The sequence below is a fragment of the Rhodococcus sovatensis genome (assembly GCF_037327425.1).
Taxonomy (GTDB): Bacteria; Actinomycetota; Actinomycetes; order Mycobacteriales; family Mycobacteriaceae; genus Rhodococcoides; species Rhodococcoides sovatense.
In genome coordinates this window covers 2,881,936-2,897,881 of the sequence record NZ_CP147846.1, presented here as the reverse complement: position 1 = coordinate 2,897,881, position 15,946 = coordinate 2,881,936, and the positions used below count along the sequence as shown (strand labels likewise).

At 62.9% G+C, this 15,946-nt stretch carries 15 protein-coding genes, 1 pseudogene and 1 riboswitch; of the genes and pseudogenes, 9 read left to right on the top strand and 7 right to left on the bottom strand.

What is annotated here, in order from left to right:
- The first annotated feature begins 1 nt into the window (after window position 1).
- Window positions 2-502, top strand: a complete 501-nt coding sequence (locus WDS16_RS13555) for a metallophosphoesterase (protein WP_338893144.1) — start codon at window positions 2-4, stop codon at window positions 500-502.
- Between the two features lie 27 nt (window positions 503-529).
- On the opposite strand, the gene WDS16_RS13550 is transcribed toward WDS16_RS13555, so the two are convergent.
- From WDS16_RS13550 to WDS16_RS13540, 3 genes are all read right to left on the bottom strand, one after another.
- On the bottom strand, window positions 530-1,534 hold the full coding sequence (locus WDS16_RS13550) for a HAMP domain-containing protein (RefSeq protein WP_338893143.1): 1,005 nt from the start codon (window positions 1,532-1,534) through the stop codon (window positions 530-532).
- Between the two features lie 51 nt (window positions 1,535-1,585).
- On the bottom strand, window positions 1,586-3,364 hold the full coding sequence (gene ctaD, locus WDS16_RS13545) for a cytochrome c oxidase subunit I (RefSeq protein ID WP_338893142.1): 1,779 nt from the start codon (window positions 3,362-3,364) through the stop codon (window positions 1,586-1,588).
- 152 nt (window positions 3,365-3,516) lie between these two features.
- On the bottom strand, window positions 3,517-3,993 hold the full coding sequence (locus WDS16_RS13540; RefSeq protein WP_338893428.1) for a DUF6764 family protein: 477 nt from the start codon (window positions 3,991-3,993) through the stop codon (window positions 3,517-3,519).
- Window positions 3,994-4,232: 239 nt separating this feature from the next.
- Between WDS16_RS13540 and WDS16_RS13535 the strand changes: the two genes are divergently transcribed.
- Both WDS16_RS13535 and WDS16_RS13530 read left to right on the top strand, forming a co-directional pair.
- Window positions 4,233-5,153: a DUF4349 domain-containing protein gene (locus WDS16_RS13535; RefSeq protein WP_338893141.1), complete on the top strand. Its 921-nt coding sequence runs from the start codon at window positions 4,233-4,235 to the stop codon at window positions 5,151-5,153.
- Between the two features lie 46 nt (window positions 5,154-5,199).
- A pseudogene (locus tag WDS16_RS13530) lies at window positions 5,200-6,127 on the top strand (IS5 family transposase).
- A 10-nt stretch (window positions 6,128-6,137) separates the two neighbouring features.
- Here the strand turns inward: WDS16_RS13530 and WDS16_RS13525 are convergent.
- The gene (locus WDS16_RS13525; protein WP_338893426.1) at window positions 6,138-6,602 is read right to left on the bottom strand and encodes a tRNA (cytidine(34)-2'-O)-methyltransferase; all 465 of its coding nucleotides are present in this window, start codon (window positions 6,600-6,602) and stop codon (window positions 6,138-6,140) included.
- Between the two features lie 33 nt (window positions 6,603-6,635).
- Between WDS16_RS13525 and WDS16_RS13520 the strand changes: the two genes are divergently transcribed.
- From WDS16_RS13520 to WDS16_RS13510, 3 genes are read left to right on the top strand one after another with little or no spacing between them, the layout of a single operon-like run.
- A complete protein-coding gene (locus WDS16_RS13520) occupies window positions 6,636-7,244 on the top strand; it encodes a pentapeptide repeat-containing protein (protein ID WP_338893140.1) in 609 nt (202 codons plus the stop codon).
- A gap of 37 nt (window positions 7,245-7,281) precedes the next feature.
- The gene (locus WDS16_RS13515) at window positions 7,282-8,148 is read left to right on the top strand and encodes a bifunctional methylenetetrahydrofolate dehydrogenase/methenyltetrahydrofolate cyclohydrolase (RefSeq protein ID WP_338893139.1); all 867 of its coding nucleotides are present in this window, start codon (window positions 7,282-7,284) and stop codon (window positions 8,146-8,148) included.
- A 4-nt stretch (window positions 8,149-8,152) separates the two neighbouring features.
- Window positions 8,153-8,428, top strand: coding sequence for a DUF3017 domain-containing protein (locus tag WDS16_RS13510; protein ID WP_338893138.1), 276 nt, complete (start codon window positions 8,153-8,155; stop codon window positions 8,426-8,428).
- 8 nt (window positions 8,429-8,436) lie between these two features.
- On the opposite strand, the gene metX is transcribed toward WDS16_RS13510, so the two are convergent.
- Both metX and WDS16_RS13500 read right to left on the bottom strand, forming a co-directional pair.
- Complete coding sequence (metX, locus tag WDS16_RS13505) at window positions 8,437-9,594, bottom strand: homoserine O-acetyltransferase MetX (RefSeq protein WP_422395797.1); 1,158 nt, start codon at window positions 9,592-9,594, stop codon at window positions 8,437-8,439.
- Window positions 9,591-10,928 carry a bifunctional o-acetylhomoserine/o-acetylserine sulfhydrylase gene (locus tag WDS16_RS13500; RefSeq protein WP_338893136.1) on the bottom strand — a complete coding sequence of 446 codons (1,338 nt, stop codon included), beginning with the start codon at window positions 10,926-10,928 and terminating at the stop codon, window positions 9,591-9,593. The genes metX and WDS16_RS13500 overlap by 4 nt, the downstream gene beginning before the upstream one ends.
- A 171-nt stretch (window positions 10,929-11,099) precedes the next feature.
- Window positions 11,100-11,228: riboswitch (SAM riboswitch) on the bottom strand.
- 254 nt (window positions 11,229-11,482) lie between these two features.
- On the opposite strand from WDS16_RS13500, the gene WDS16_RS13495 reads away from it, so the two are divergent.
- Complete coding sequence (locus tag WDS16_RS13495; RefSeq protein ID WP_422395796.1) at window positions 11,483-12,742, top strand: MFS transporter; 1,260 nt, start codon at window positions 11,483-11,485, stop codon at window positions 12,740-12,742.
- Between the two features lie 93 nt (window positions 12,743-12,835).
- On the opposite strand, the gene WDS16_RS13490 is transcribed toward WDS16_RS13495, so the two are convergent.
- Window positions 12,836-13,879: an iron-siderophore ABC transporter substrate-binding protein gene (locus WDS16_RS13490; RefSeq protein WP_338893135.1), complete on the bottom strand. Its 1,044-nt coding sequence runs from the start codon at window positions 13,877-13,879 to the stop codon at window positions 12,836-12,838.
- A 243-nt stretch (window positions 13,880-14,122) separates the two neighbouring features.
- Between WDS16_RS13490 and WDS16_RS13485 the strand changes: the two genes are divergently transcribed.
- Window positions 14,123-14,797 carry a response regulator transcription factor gene (locus WDS16_RS13485; RefSeq protein ID WP_338893134.1) on the top strand — a complete coding sequence of 225 codons (675 nt, stop codon included), beginning with the start codon at window positions 14,123-14,125 and terminating at the stop codon, window positions 14,795-14,797.
- Window positions 14,794-15,780 carry a HAMP domain-containing sensor histidine kinase gene (locus WDS16_RS13480; protein ID WP_338893133.1) on the top strand — a complete coding sequence of 329 codons (987 nt, stop codon included), beginning with the start codon at window positions 14,794-14,796 and terminating at the stop codon, window positions 15,778-15,780. The genes WDS16_RS13485 and WDS16_RS13480 overlap by 4 nt, the downstream gene beginning before the upstream one ends.
- The last annotated feature ends 166 nt before the right edge of the window (window positions 15,781-15,946 follow it).

Here is a 15,946-nt window from a genome sequence, read left to right as displayed (position 1 = left end):
CGTGAACCTTCTCCTGCTCGCCGACACACACGTGCCGAAGCGAGCGCGTGCCCTATCCGAACAGGTCTGGGCCGCTGTCGACGCCGCCGACGTCGTGATTCACGCACGCGACTGGGTGGATGTTGCATTGTTCGAGGAGTTGCAGACCCGCGCGACGCGATTGATCGCATGCTGGGGCAACAACGACGGCGACGAGCTCCGAGCACGTATGCCCGAACGCGCCGACGTCACCCTCGATGGTGTGAAGATTGCCGTTGTCCACGAGACAGGTGCCGCCGTGGGCCGCGAGAAGCGGATGGCTGCACAGTATCCGGACGTCGACGTGCTGGTGTTCGGGCACAGTCATATTCCGTGGGACAGCGTTACCGACAACGGACTGCGACTCCTCAACCCCGGTTCTCCGACGGATCGCCGCAGACAGCCATTTTGCACGTACATGACAGCGGTGATCGAGCGCGGGGAATTGCACGGCGTCGAGATCCACCGGCTTCCGGCGCGGTAAGTCTCGAAGCCCACCCGTGTTCACTGGTCACGTGCGTGCGGTAGGGGAGTTGTCTCGGGCCTGGTCGACGAGATCGTGGACGAGTCGGATGATGACGTCCATGTCCGTCATGACACCGGTCCGCACCGCATCCTGTTCGGCGGGGCTCAGGGGCGGCGGGGAATCGGAGTCGAAGGACATGACCATGTCGATCTTCGCTCGCAATCTCTGCAACGGTTCCATCAGTTCTTCACCAGCATCGGTGATCAACTTGTTCTGACGCGCACCCGACACCGCAAGTGCCGCGAGCATCTCGTTGAAGCTGTTGGCCAGCGAGGCGAGTTCGTCGTCTCCGGTCACGACGATAGGTTCGAGCTGGCCCGTTCGTGCCACTCGCTCGGTGGCATTGCGCAACCTCTTCACAGGTCTCAGGCCGGTACGGGCAACCGCGGATCCGGCGATGCCCGCGAGTGCAACGAGAAAAGCGCCGATCGAGACCAGCGCGAGTGTGAGCTTGGTGAGCAAAGGCTCGTTCGAATGGAGTGACTCGGCAACCATGAGAGTTTCGCCGGAAGCCGTGCGCTTCGCAGTCAACACGTATCCGCGCACTTCACGAAGCGACTCACTGGTAGTTCCGTTCACGACGCTCTGTTCGGGCTCGTCGAGCACACCTGCCGAGTTGGTGAACGGCGTGGAGTCGGTGGTGAACGTGACGAACTCACCATCGGACGTCACGAGCGCCGCCTTTATCGCAGGCCCATCGGGATTGCCTGCACCGAAACCGAACGCGGTGGAGGGCACTCCGGTCGTTGCACCGCTGATCAGAGCATCGGCGTTTCGTGACACCCGGTCACCGAGTTGGTCTCGCAGGGCCTGCTCCGCGACGACATAGATCGCGAGCGCGCTGACGGCTACGGCAAGTGCAGCGAGACTTATCGTCAGGATTCGAATCCGACTGTGCAGTGAAAAACTGTGGTGATACGAAAACAGCGCGGACCGTAACGATCGAAGTGTCCTGGCCGCCCTCGTTCCGGAGTAGGGCGGCGTCGGCATCGCTCCAGTATCCATCGGTGGTACTGAGAGTGGTGTGAGAAGGCCTGCTTGTCAGTCGCCGGAGTGTTCGTGGTCGCTGGTGGACAGTGGTGCGCGGCGTGCCTGTTCGAGGACTTCGGTGGTCTGTCCTCCGTGACTGCCCGGCCCGACGTGTGCTTCGGCGCGGAGCCGTTCGACCATGTGCGGATAGTGCAGTTCGAACGCCGGCCGTTCGGACCGGATCCGCGGCAACTCCGTGAAATTGTGCCGCGGCGGCGGGCACGAGGTCGCCCACTCCAACGAGTTGCCGTAACCCCACGGATCATCGACAGTGACCACTTCCCCGTACCGGTAGGACTTGAACACATTCCACACGAACGGCAACGTCGAGGCACCGAGCACGAACGCACCGATCGTGGAAATGATGTTGAGCGTCGTGAACCCATCCGAAGCCAGATAATCCGCATACCGACGCGGCATACCTTCGTTCCCGAGCCAATGCTGCACCAAGAACGTGCCGTGGAACCCGAAGAACGTCAACCAGAAATGCCACTTACCGAGCGTCTCGTCCATCATCCGGCCCGTCATCTTCGGGAACCAGAAGTAGATACCGGCATACGTCGCGAACACCACCGTCCCGAACACCACATAATGGAAATGCGCGATCACGAAGTACGTATCGGTGACATGAAAATCGATCGGCGGGCTAGCGAGCAACACACCCGACAACCCACCGAAGAGGAACGTGATCAAAAACCCGATCGAGAACAACATCGGCGTCTCGAGCGTCACCTGACCACGCCACATCGTGCCGATCCAGTTGAAGATCTTCACCCCCGTCGGCACCGCGATCAAGAACGTCATGAACGAGAAGAACGGCAACAACACCGCACCAGTGGCATACATATGATGCGCCCACACCGCAATCGACAGCGCCGCGATCGCGATCGTCGCATAGATCAACGTGGTGTACCCGAACATCGGCTTACGCGAGAACACCGGGAAAATCTCCGACACGATCCCGAAGAACGGCAACGCGATGATGTACACCTCGGGATGACCGAAGAACCAGAACAAGTGCTGCCACAACAACACCCCACCAGTGGCCGGATCGAACAAATGCGCACCCAGATGACGATCGGCCGCCAACCCCAACAACGCCGCCGTCAACAACGGAAACGCCAACAAAATCAAAATCGACGTCACCAAAATGTTCCACGTGAAAATCGGCATCCGGAACATCGTCATACCCGGCGCCCGCAAACAAATCACCGTCGTGATCATGTTGACACCACCCAAAATGGTGCCCAAACCAGCCACAGCGAGGCCCATGATCCACAGATCAGCACCCACACCAGGAGAATGCAGAGCCGACGTGAGCGGGGTGTACGCCGTCCACCCGAAATCAGCAGCACCACCAGGAGTGATGAACCCAGCCGTGGTGATCAACGCACCGAACAGATACAACCAATACGAAAACGCATTCAACCGCGGAAACGCCACATCCGGAGCACCGATCTGCAACGGCAAAATGTAGTTCGCGAACCCGAACACGATCGGCGTCGCATACAACAGCAACATGATCGTGCCGTGCATCGTGAACAGCTGGTTGTACTGCTCATTGGACAGAAACTGCATCCCCGGCACAGCCAACTCGGCACGCATCAACAACGCCATCAAGCCACCGACGAGGAAAAACGCAATAGACGTCGCGATGTACATGATCCCCAACACCTTGGGATCAGTCGTCGTCACCGCCTTGTGAAGAAAAGAACCCTTCGGTCCCATCCGCGGCGGAAAAGGCCTCACCGCCGAAACAGCGGGAGTTGGCCTAGGCGCTAGGGCAGTCACTGATCCTCCTGGAGATGCGAGTGGGGACATCGTAAACCGGAGACGGCTCGGGTACTACCTTTGGTCGTAGATTGCGGCGTTTCACCGACTCGACGCCGTTCAGCCCTGCCGCTCGAGAACCGAGGGGCAGGGCTGAAGAGAGTGTGAGGGGGTCAGTTGCCGAATGCGCAGAACTGGCCGGACGAGAGATTCAAAGCGAGCGACCACTGGCCGACGCAGTCGACACCGGCGGCTTCGGCGGTTGCTCCCGATCCCCAGCCCGCGATAGCGATGGTGGTGTCGGTGTTGTCGGCCCACGAGTGTGCAATGCCTCCGCCCAATGCACCGGCGTACGCGGTTCCTCCCGCACGCGATGCGCCGAGCGCAGTTCCGTAACCCGTCGCGAGAGTGAAGGTGTTGCCCGCGTCTTCTGCGACGCTGACGGCGGTGCCGCTGTCGGTGGCGGTGGCACTCGCGCGCGACGCGTCGGCTGCCGTGGCGCCGCAGCTCGCCGTCCCGTCGACCTGGATGTCGTTTGCCGACGGAGGGGACACGCAGGTTACCGGCGCGGCCGAGGCGACGCCTGTACCAAGGGCGCCGGCAGTTGCGATACCGCCGCCGATGACGAAAAGCGCTGCAGTGCGGGTGATTCGACTACTGATGCGGTGGAAGGAGCCATCCTGGGTGGAGCGGAAGAGAGTCGACAACGAAGGCGAAGCGGAGAACAAAAGAGGGGCTCCTTCACGGGAACGAATTGGGTCGGTGCGGCACACCGTACCCCGGTTCCGGCCCGAGGTCATCAGTGAATGTTCCCTATAGATGTAACAATTCGACGTTCGCACGTCACGGCCCCTCCTCGGGCGGCCCAGTTGCTCTAGCATCTCCGAAGATGAAGCGCTCTCTGATTGCCGCACTGGTTGGGATCTTCTTTCTTCTCGCGGGTTGTAGTGGTTCGAACGGTGTCGCCGACGCGCCGGCCGTCGACCCGTCGATGCCGGCCTCGGGTATGGAATTCTCGCCGGAGGCCGGGAGTGTCGTCCGTGATCAGGCGCCGCAGCCTGCGGACCGCAAAGAGGTTGTGACAGGCCAGATCTATGTGACCGCAGCCGATCCAGTTCAGGCCGCACGCGATGCAGTCGACGTCGTGGAGGCGGCAGGCGGGCGCATCGACAATCGCACCGAGAATCCGGAGACCGACAATTCGCCCGCGAGTAGTTCTCTCACCGCCCGCATTCCCGCGTCCGAACTCACTGGAACCGTCGATCGCATCGAAGCGCTCGGTAAGGTCACCAGTGTCAGCATCAGCCGTGACGACGTCACGATGCAATACCAGGACCTCGATGCCCGTATCGCAGCGCTGCAGTCCTCGGTCGACCGGTTGCGTGCGCTCATCGCAGGCGCCACCAACACCGCGGACCTGATCGAGGCGGAGTCAGCTCTGGCCAGCAGGCAGGGAGAGCTCGACAGCCTCACGTCTCAGAAGAACTACTTGGCTGACCAGGTGGATTTGTCCACGATCACAGTGCAATTCAGTACCGACGACGTGACGCCGTCTCCTGGCCCCGACAATTTCCTGGACGGCATCGTGGCGGGGTGGAACTCGTTGCTGGATGCACTCCAAGGTAGCGTCGTCGCACTGGGGCGCGCCATCCCGTGGCTCGGTGCGCTCGCTGTCGGCGCCGGGCTGGTGTACGGCGTTGTTCGCCTCGTACGGGCGAGGACACACGCGGCGACCAGCGAACCGACTCGCGGGCTGGACGACGCTGATGTAGCAGGGAAGCCAAGCGAGACAGGGGACGGATCGTCCTAGAGCGTGTCTCCCAAATTTGAGAGGTGCTGTCAGCGATGATATTTCGATGACGCGCGTGGGAGTGATCAGTGACGAGTTCTGGGAGATCGTCGAGCCAGTGATACCCACCGACGTGGGAAAACGTGGGCGGCGGTTCGCCGAGCACCGGCGAATTCTGGAGGGCATCGCATACCGATTCCGTACCGGGTGTCCGTGGCGAGATCTGCCGGAGGACTTCGGTCCGTGGCAGACGGTGTGGAAACGCCACCACCGATGGTCCTTCGATGGCACCTACGACGAGATGCTTGCCGCGGTGGCCGAGGTGTTCGGTCTCGACCCGGAAGAACTCGACGGCGATATCGGGGCGGTGCTCTCGATCGACTCGACCAGCGTCCGGGCGCATCAGCATGCGGCCGGTGCGCGAGCCGACACTCTCACAGGGGGCCTTGTCGAATTACAAGAAATCCGTCGACGAACCCGCTGACCACGCGTTGGGTCGATCTCGCGGAGGATTCACCACGAAGATCCATGCACTGACCGACCTGACGTGCTCGCCGGTGACGATGCTGCTGACCGGTGGGCAAGCCGGGGACAATCCACAGTTGGTGCCGTTGCTCGATGCCCACCGAGCTGCCGGTGGGGACCAGGACTACCGATTGCTCGCCGACAAGGCGTACACCCATCCCAGTACCCGCACCGAACTGCGTCGCCGCAAGATCAAACACACCATTCCCGAGCGCAGCGACCAGAAGCAGCGACGGGCCGACAAGGGGTCCGCCGGTGGTCGTCCACCGGGTTTCGATCCGACGATGTACAAGCACCGCAACACCGTCGAGCGTGGCTTCGGGCGGCTCAAACAGTGGCGTGGTGTGGCCACTCGATATGACAAGTACGCCATGACATTCCTCGGGGGCGTTGTCCTGTGCGCGGCAGTTCTGCACTCCCGCAACCACAACCACCGCCCGGCGATGAAAACGAAAACGGACCCAATTTAAGAGACACGCTCTAGACGCTGCCCTCGAATCCGTGTTGCCGCCACGCCTCGTACATCACGACGGCTGCTGAGTTGGCGAGGTTGAGGGAACGTCGGCCCGGGATCATCGGGATACGCAATTTGTCGGTGACGCGTGGATCGTCCAATACGCTCTCGGGCAACCCGGTGGGTTCGGGCCCGAAAAGCAGAATGTCGCCGGGGAGGTAGTCCACGTCAGTGTGGAACCGCGTCGAATGGGCCGTGTACGCGAACACTCGATCCGGTTCGAGCGCGTCCCACGCCGCCGACAGATTCTCGTGCACCGTCACCGACGCCAGGTCGTGGTAGTCCAGCCCTGCACGCTTGAGCTTAGGTTCGGACATGTCGAAACCGAGCGGGCCGACCAGGTGGAGCTCGCACCCGGTGCCTGCGACGAGGCGTATGGCGTTGCCGGTGTTCTGCGGAATCCGGGGCTCGAAGAACATGAGTCGAAACACCCGGCTCACTCTGCCATCACCGTCGAAGGAAGGATGGTGCAGGTGGATGACGAACAGATTGTCGGTGAGGATTTTTCCGACGCCCGGCTCGACCAGCAGCAGTGGAACAACCGTAACTACGTGGCGTGCAATTTCCGTGACGCCGACCTCAGTGGGGTGAAGACGACGTCCGTGGTGTTCACCGAGTGCGACTTCACCGGGACGGATCTCACCGAGTCGATCCACGTCGACGCGGCATTCAGGTCGTGCACGTTCACTCGAAGCAATCTCCAGCACAGCGTGTTTCGACGGTCTACGTTTATCGGGTCCACCTTCGTCGACTGCCGTATGAGGCCTGCGACCTACGACGAAGTCGATTTCACGCTCGTCGGAATTGGGGGAGCGGACCTGCGTGGGGTGGATCTGACCGGCGGTCGGTTGGTCGAGGCGAACCTGGTGAACACAGACCTCTCCAAGACCACGTTGGCGTCGGTCGACCTGTCCGGGGCCCGCGCTATCGGGGCGAAACTGGACGGCGCAGATCTGCGAGGCGCGCGGGTCGACGCGAACCTGTGGGTGGCGGCCTCACTCGTCGGAACGAGGATCGAGCTGACTCAGGCCGTTGCCTACGCACAGGCGCACGGACTGTCCGTCGAGGGTTGACGAGACCGTCGCATAGCCGCCTGGAAGAATGGTCGTCGTGACTGCAACGATTCTGGACGGCAAGGCCACCCGTGACGAGATCTTCGTCGACCTGACTCGGCGGGTGGACGCACTGCGCGCCGGCGGAATCGTTCCCGGACTGGGGACCGTTCTGGTCGGCGACGACCCAGGTTCGGCTGCGTACGTACGCGGCAAACACAACGACTGCGCCAAGGTCGGGATCACCTCGATCCGACGCGACCTTCCAGCCGATATCACCCAGGCCGATCTGGAGGCCGTCATCGACGACCTCAACGCGGATCCAGCGTGCACCGGCTACATCGTGCAGCTGCCGTTGCCGAATCACCTCGACGAGAACGCTGCGCTCGAACGCATCGACCCCGACAAAGACGCCGACGGTTTGCACCCCATCAACCTCGGCCGGTTGGTATTGGGCAAAGAGGCTGCGCTCCCGTGCACGCCGCGTGGGATCGTCCACTTGTTGCGGCGGTACGACGTCGCGATCGCAGGCGCCCATGCCGTGGTGATCGGCCGCGGTGTGACCGTGGGGCGTCCGATCGGTCTTCTGCTGACTCGCAAGTCCGAGAATGCGACCGTCACCCTGTGCCACACCGGCACCTCGGACCTGGCTGCCGAGGTGAGACGCGCGGACATCGTCATCGCAGCGGCAGGAGTGCCAGGCATCGTCACCGCCGACATGGTCAAGCCGGGCGCGGCAGTCCTCGACGTCGGAGTCACGAGGACGGACGACGGCTTGCGTGGGGACGTTGCAGCGGATGTCGCCGAAGTCGCAGGGTTCCTCTCACCCAATCCGGGCGGCGTCGGACCATTGACCCGCGCCTTTCTCCTCGCGAACGTCGTGGAGCGAGCGGAACGGGATCTGCTGGCGCGGACTGCGGTCTGATCCGGTGCGAAATCAGATCCGCAAGAACCTGCCGCTGCTGGCAGTACTCGTCGTCATCGTAGGGGCGTTGGTTCTTGTTGTTGCGGATCGGTGGCGCCGTGGATCGTTCGTTCTCGGTATCGCGACGATCCTGGCCGCGGGGTTTCGGTTGTGTCTGCCCGAGAACCGCGTAGGACTGCTTGCGGTGCGTAGTCGCGCTTTCGACGTGTCGGCGCTGGCGCTGGTGGGCGGCGCCATCGTCTTCCTGTCGTCGTCCATCGACCCGCTCGGGACGGACTGAGCGAAGTGTCAGACGGTTCGCTCGACGCGAGCGGACCGGGCATGCGCCATGGTCTCGCCGAGAAGTGCGGCCACCGCACCGGCCTCGGTGAGAAAACCGTCGTGACCATCTCTGGACTGAATGACTTCGAGACCGCGGCATTCAGGTAGGCCCCGAGCAATCTCTTTCTGTTGCCTCAGCGGATACAGCCGATCGGAGTCGACTCCGCCTACGATGGTGGGAACGGTTGCCAGCGCAAGTGCTGCGTCGATACCGCCTCGCCCGCGTCCGATGTCGTGTCTGTTCATCGCCTCGCTCAGCAGGACGTAAGTGCTGGCGTCGAATCGGTCGGCCAGTTTGGTCGCCTGGTGTTGCAGATAGCTTTCGATTGCGTATCTGCCGCCGTCCCAGGGGTTTTCGTCAGCCTGAGCAGAGTTCGAGAACCTCAGATCCAGCTCGCTCTCGGTGCGATACGTCAGGTGTGCGATGCGTCGAGCGATCTTCAATCCCGTCCGGGGAGTTCGGCCGGTTCCGTGGTAATTGCCGCCCTGCCAGTCAGGATCGGAGACGATGGCGTCGATCTGCGTCGTCTGAGTACCGATCTGATCTGCTGTCGCGCGGGCACCGACGGCAAGGACGAGCGCCGCTCCCACTCGGTCGGGATGGCCGACGATCCACTCCAGGGTTCGCATTCCGCCCATCGATCCACCGACCACCGCGGCGAAGCGCTCGATCCCGAGGACGTCGGCGAGCGCAACTTCGGCCGCGACCTGGTCGCGGATGGAGATCTCCGGGAATCTACTCCCGTAGTGCTTGCCGTCGGGAGCAAGTGAGCTGGGGCCAGTTGTGCCGCCGCACCCGCCGAGGACGTTCGACGCGATGACGCACCACTCGTCCGTATCGATCGGTGCGCCGGGGCCGACCATCCCATTCCACCAACCGGGCAGAGCATGGTCGGCATCTGCCGGCCCGCTGACGTGGGAGTCTCCGGTTAGAGCATGCTCGACCAACACCACATTGTCGCGATTCGGCGCAAGCTCGCCCCACCGCTGTACAGCGACAGTCACCTGAGGAAGCGTGGCGCCACTTTCCAAAGCGAGTGGGCCGATGTCGATGTTGCCGAGCCGTCCGTCCGGCGGCGGGAATCCCGCGGCCGGACGGACGTCGTGCACAGAGCCGATGGTCAAGATGCCGCCGCTGCGAATCCGCGTTCGAGATCGGCGAGAATGTCGTCGATCCCCTCGATACCCACAGCGAGCCTGACCAGGCCGGGGGTGACTCCCGAGGCGAGTTGCTCCTCGGGCGTCAGCTGCGAGTGAGTCGTCGATGCGGGGTGGATTACCAGTGAACGCACATCACCGATGTTAGCCACATGACTGTGCAGGCTCAGTGCGTCGACGAACTTCTTGCCTGCGTCGACCCCGCCCGTCAATTCGAAGGCGATGATCGCGCCCTGTCCCTTCGGCGCGAGTTCCTGCCCGCGCTGATACCACGGCGACGACTTCAGACCGGCGTAGTTGATGGATTCGACGTCGGCACGGGCTTCGAGGAACGCGGCGACCTTCTGCGCATTCTCGACGTGTCGTTCCATCCGCAGGCTGAGTGTTTCCAGGCCCTGGCTGATCAGGAACGCGTTGAACGGAGACACTGCTGCGCCGATGTCGCGCAGCAACTGGACCCGTGCCTTGAGTGCGAAAGCCGGCGCGCCCAGGTCGGCGAACACTACACCGTGGTAACTCGGGTCCGGGCTTGTGAAGTTCGAGTGGCGCCCCTGGGTCCAATCGAAGGTGCCCCCGTCGACGATGACGCCGGCAATGGCCGTGCCGTGTCCACCGAGGTACTTCGTCGCCGAGTGAACCACGATGTCGGCGCCGTGAGCGAGCGGCTGGATCAGGTACGGGGTCGCGACCGTGTTGTCGACGATAAGCGGAATTCCCTGCTCGTGCGCGACCGCCGAGATGCCGGGGATATCGAGGACGTCGTTCTTCGGATTCGAGATCGTCTCGCCGTAGAACGCCTTCGTATTCGGCTCGATCGCGGCGCGCCACTGATCGAGATCATCGGGATCCTCGACAAACGTGACCTTGATGCCCAGCTTGGGAAGGGTGTAATGGAAGAGGTTGTAGGTTCCTCCGTACAACCGCGGGCTCGAGACGATGTGATCGCCCGCTTCGGCGAGGTTGAGGATCGCAAAGGTCTCGGCGGCTTGTCCCGAAGCCAACAGAAGTGCCGCGACGCCGCCTTCGAGTGCTGCGATGCGCTGCTCGACGACGTCCTGCGTCGGGTTGATGATTCGGGTGTAGATGTTGCCGGGCTCGGCCAACCCGAACAGAGCTGCTGCGTGATCGGTGTTGTCGAACGTGTACGACGTGGTCTGGTAGATCGGAAGCGCGCGGGCATTGGTTGCGCCGTCTGGAGTCTGCCCGGTGTGAATCTGTTTGGTCTCGAAGCTCCACGATGCGGTGGGATCTTCGATCGGGGTGCCTGCTGCGTCTACGACGTCAGGGGTGCTGTCGGTCATGGTGCTGATAACTCCGTCTTCGAAGGATGTGTCAGGGTTCGAATCGGCTCTCTGCTGGAAAGCCGGGGCGGGGCGTATCGAGACAACAACACATGGTGGACCTCCTCCTCGGGCACGCCGCTTTTCCAGCGTGCTCGGTCAGTGGGTCCGTCGACGAAAAACCAACGAGCGGACCCGCGCTTGTTCTCCGGCCACACGTTCTCGTGTAGCCGACTAACCCGGTCGTTCACCCGGGGCACCCCACCGCGGTTGGAGGGTTGCCGGCCAGCAAGCCGGGGCTCGATGCTGGCACTCATGACCTGGCGTGAATCCTAGCGGGGACGCGTAGATCAGGAAACAACGACACCACCGGTAGTTGCCCCGGCGCTGTGACCTGCGGGGGAGCGGTCGTTCTTCAGCCGCAACGAGTTGGGTGAGGACTATCACCGTCGATCTGTCCGAAATCGACGTGGATCCGGGATGACAATTGATCCGAGGGACGTTCCCTACTGGGTTCGTCCCTTTTCCATGCCCGACATAAGAGCATGCCCGACACAAGACAAGGTTGTTCTGCTGTGACTGTCACCGATTCGGCTTTCGCCAAGAATGTCAGCGCTGTGCGCGACAGGGTGTCGAACGGGCCGAGTGCCAGTCGTAGACCGCTCTCGACCCGCAGGCGGCTAGCCATGTTGGCGCTGTCGATCGGCGGCTTCGGGATCGGCACCACCGAGTTCGCATCGATGGGCCTACTTCCGGACGTCGCGCAGACGATGGGCATATCGGAGCCGTCTGCCGGGCACATGATCTCGGCGTATGCGCTCGGGGTGGTCGTCGGTGCGCCTGCGATCGCCACGCTCGCCGCGCGAGTTCCGCGTCGAGCATTGCTCATCGTGCTGATGATGGCGTTCACGCTCGGCAACCTCGGCACCGTGTTCGCACCGAGCTTCGGCGAGCTGGTGGCATCGCGATTCGTCGCAGGACTTCCGCACGGCGCGTACTTCGGGATCGCAGCTCTCGTAGCGGCGCATCTGGCCGAGCCCGGGAAGCGCGCCAAAGCCGTTGCCCTGGTCATGATGGGTCTGTCGGTCGCCAACGTCGTCGGGGTGCCCATTGCAACGTGGCTCGGTCAGGCGCTCGGATGGCGAAGTGCCTTCGCCGTCGTAGCCGTGATCGGTGCGCTCACCGTGGCTGCACTGATCGTGTGGATGCCTCGTCTCGACGGAATGCCCACGACCAATCCCATCACCGAGCTCGGGGCTCTGCGTCGCGGTCAGGTCTGGATGACGTTGTTCGTCGGCATGGTGGGCTTCGGTGGCATGTTCGCGGTGTACACCTACATCGCCTCGACCCTCACCGACGTGGCAGGTCTAGCTCGTGCGCTCGTACCCGTCGCGTTGATGATCTATGGCCTCGGCATGGTCGCGGGCAACTACTTCGGCGGGTGGCTGGCTGATCGCTATCAGTTGCGGGGAACATTCGTCGGGCTGGCCTCGATGGCCGTGTTCCTCGCGATCTTCGTCGTCGCAGCGCACAATCCGGTCAGCGCGTTGATCCTGGTGTTCCTGATCGGCGCTTCCGGCTCGTCGGTCATACCCGGATTGCAGACCAGATTGATGGACGTCGCCGAAGACGCCCAGACGCTGGCGGCGTCGCTCAACCACGCGGCGTTCAACCTCGCCAACGCCATCGGCGCAGCGCTCGGCGGCGCAGTCATCGCTGCAGGATTCGGCTACACAGCCCCGGCCGCGGTCGGGGCGGTCCTGGCGGTCGCCGGCCTCGCTGTTCTCTCCACCGCGATGTGGATGCAGCGCCGGGCCGAGGTGAACGCGGCCTGACGCTGCTCGATACCCACGGTCGTCCGCCGAGATCGAAGTTGCGACTCGAATGTCGTCCGATTCGATGCACAACCTCGATGTCGGCGGATGTGGCTAACCTGCGGTCGTGGTTGCTGCGCCGTCACCGGCAAGGGTGCTCGCGAAAGCGGGCGTCATCTTGTCGATCACGTAGGGAAGGCTGAGCACGCTGGTGAAATAGATCGCGCCCGCGGTCACCCCATCGGTGAAGACGAGCTTGTTGTTCTTGACCGCGTCCAGGTTCTGGTAGACCGCTTCCTGCTCGAGAGCCGTGCGATCCTCCGGCGATTCCGTGCCCCACAGCAGCACGTCTGCAGAGTTGAGAACCGACAGGTTCTCACGCGGGATGTTCGCCTGCCCGCCGCCCTCGGGCGGTGCGAAAGCGTCGATCTCCGACGGTACGACGAAGCCGAGATCGGTAAGGAAGTCGGTGCTGAGCCCATTTTGATAGGCGATCGCTGCGCCATCGTAGAAGGCGTTCTGCAGGAAGATCGCCTTGGTCCCGACGAACTCGGGATGCTCGGCCTTGGCTGCGGTGAACTTCTCGTCGATGCTCGCGATGAGATCGTCGACCTCGTCCTTCTTACCGAGCGCGGTACCGATGTTCCTGGCTTGGACATCCCACGGCTCGAAGTATCCGGTGTAGTCGCCGGAATGGGCGATGGTCGGCGCGATGTCGCTCAGGGTGGTGTAGCTCGCCTCGTCCATACCTGCGTTGGTTCCGATGATCAGATCGGGGTCGAGGGCCGCGATCCGCTCGTACTGGAATCCGTCGTCGGCGCTGAGTACTTCGGGGGTCGCATCTCCCAGTGCCTCCTGCGCCCACGGCCACGTTGCATACGGCTGTTCGCCGTACCACTCGGTGACTCCGACAGGCTTCACACCGAGCGCGAGCACGGTGTCCTGCTCGGTGTACCCGACCACGACGACACGCGTCGGTTCGGCGTCGATGGTGGTCTCGCCGAACGCGTGCTCGACGGTGGCGGGGAAGGCGCCGCCCGAACCGGTGTCGTTGCCGGAGTCGGCAGCGTCGTCGGACGAGCTGGAGCAGGCAGAGAGAAGCAAAGCCGTCGCAACGGCTGCGGCTGCCAACCGAGACGATCGCGTGGTTCCGACCATGAAGGGCCCTTTCGAGGAGAGTGTGGCGGAGTCTGCAATGAACCTGCAGACCCCCGTCCGTCCGGATTAGGGTAGCCGACCCTCAATTCGGCCCTTTCTCGCTTCCGTTCATTCGGTCGTCGCTCCACTCTCCGATGGACTCTGCTCGGGCTGGGATGTCGCTGTGAGCCGCCCCGAGGATCTTCACCGAACCTCCACAATTCCTGTCCGACTCCTCCATCGGCTGCCTCTAGGGTCAGATACATGAACCGCACCGTTCTTGTCGTCGACGACGAACCGACGATCTCCGACGCCGTCTCCGCGCGCTTACGCGGCGAGGGTTTCGACGTGGTCACCGCATCCGACGGACCCTCGGCCGTCGAGATGTGCCTGCGCGTTCGGCCTGACGTCGTGGTGCTCGACGTCATGCTGCCCGGTTTCGACGGTTTGGAGGTCTGCCGCCGGATTCAAGCCGACCGTGCCGTCCCGGTGCTGATGCTGACGGCCAAGTCCGACGAGACCGACATGCTGGTCGGCCTCGGAGTCGGGGCCGACGACTATCTGTCCAAGCCGTTCAGTATGCGAGAACTCGTTGCACGCGTACACGCTCTGGTGCGGCGATCGGATCGCACTGCCCTGGTCGAATCGTCCTCGACCAATCTCGGCGTCATCACGATCGATCACCACGCCCGGCGAGTATCCGGCATCGATGGTGAAATACATTTGACTCGAACCGAATTCGATATCCTGCTCTACTTGTCGGGTCGTCCTGGGGCGGCCGTCGCCCGCGAGACACTTCTGGCCGAGCTCTGGGGTTGGCAGGATTCGGCAAGCAGTCGAACGGTCGACAGTCACGTGAAAGCGTTGCGACGCAAAATCGGTGGCGACTTGATCCGTACGGTTCATGGGGTCGGCTACGCTCTGGATGTGCCGAGATGAGGCTGTCCGACGCGGTGCGCAGGCTTCCTCGTCCCCTCGATCCGCTCGGGTCGTTCAAGCTCAAGGTGTCGCTGATCGTAGGCATCGTGCTAGTGGTCGCCAGTGTCGTCTTCTGGATCGGCGCAGGCTGGCAGTTTCGCTACTCCCTGCTCGCTGCCCTGGTCATGTCGTTGGCCGCGACGCAGGTGCTCGCTCACGGCATGACCTCACCGCTACGGGAAATGACGTCGGCCGCGAAAGCGATGGCGCGAGGCGACTATTCGACGCGAGTCCGCGCCACCTCCCGTGACGAAGTGGGCCAACTCGCCGAGGCGTTCAATACCATGGCCACCGATCTGGAGGCGGCCGACACATACCGGCGCGAACTGATCGGCAATGTCTCACACGAACTCAAAACTCCTATCGCCGCACTGCGCGCCGTTCTGGAGAACATGGTCGACGGCGTCACCGACCCCGAACCGGACACTCTGGCAGTCGCGCTGAAGCAGACCGAAAAGCTCGGAGATCTGGTGACCGAACTGCTGGACCTGTCACGACTGGAAGGGGGAGTCCTCCCGCTGCGTCCCGAGCGCTTCGGTGTTCGTGGATTCCTCGATGTGGTGACCTCGGAGCACAACTGCGTCCGAATCGACGTGCAGCCACCGCATCTGGAGGTGTCGGCAGACCGATCCAGGCTCACTCAGGTCGTCACCAACCTCATCGACAACGCAGTCCGGCACGCCCCGCGAGGAACCGAGGTAACGATGTCGGCATATTCCGCCGCGGACGGAATACGGCTCGAGGTTGTCGACGAAGGGCCAGGAATTGCTCGTACAGAACACTTCTCGGTGTTCGATCGGTTCACTCGCGGCGGCGCAGTGGACGGGGGTACCGGTCTCGGGCTTGCCATCGCCAGGTGGGCAACCGAGCTCCACGGCGGCACGATAGAAGTGCTGGACCGGACTCCTGGTTGCCATATCAGGGTGCAGATCCCGCACTCCTGAATCTCGACCCATTCTTTCGACGCACGCCTGCGTGCCGTCGGTCCTTGTCCTGTCCGAAAAACGGCCCTGCCCGAAAAACGGCCTTGTCCGAAACACGTTCCTGCCCAAACACGGTCCTGTCCGAACCGCATGTCGGTCCGAGTCCGGCCGAGAGATACCGAAGAAA

What these genes read in the sequence shown, in the direction of transcription:
- WDS16_RS13535 (WP_338893141.1), top strand. Translation starts at nt 4,233, where the DNA reads ATGAAGCGCTCTCTGATTGCCGCACTGGTTGGGATCTTCTTTCTTCTC.
- WDS16_RS13485 (WP_338893134.1), top strand. Translation starts at nt 14,123, where the DNA reads ATGAACCGCACCGTTCTTGTCGTCGACGACGAACCGACGATCTCCGAC.
- WDS16_RS13550 (WP_338893143.1), bottom strand. Translation starts at nt 1,534, where the DNA reads ATGCCGACGCCGCCCTACTCCGGAACGAGGGCGGCCAGGACACTTCGA.
- WDS16_RS13490 (WP_338893135.1), bottom strand. Translation starts at nt 13,879, where the DNA reads ATGGTCGGAACCACGCGATCGTCTCGGTTGGCAGCCGCAGCCGTTGCG.
- WDS16_RS13480 (WP_338893133.1), top strand. Translation starts at nt 14,794, where the DNA reads ATGAGGCTGTCCGACGCGGTGCGCAGGCTTCCTCGTCCCCTCGATCCG.
- WDS16_RS13520 (WP_338893140.1), top strand. Translation starts at nt 6,636, where the DNA reads ATGGTGCAGGTGGATGACGAACAGATTGTCGGTGAGGATTTTTCCGAC.
- WDS16_RS13500 (WP_338893136.1), bottom strand. Translation starts at nt 10,928, where the DNA reads ATGACCGACAGCACCCCTGACGTCGTAGACGCAGCAGGCACCCCGATC.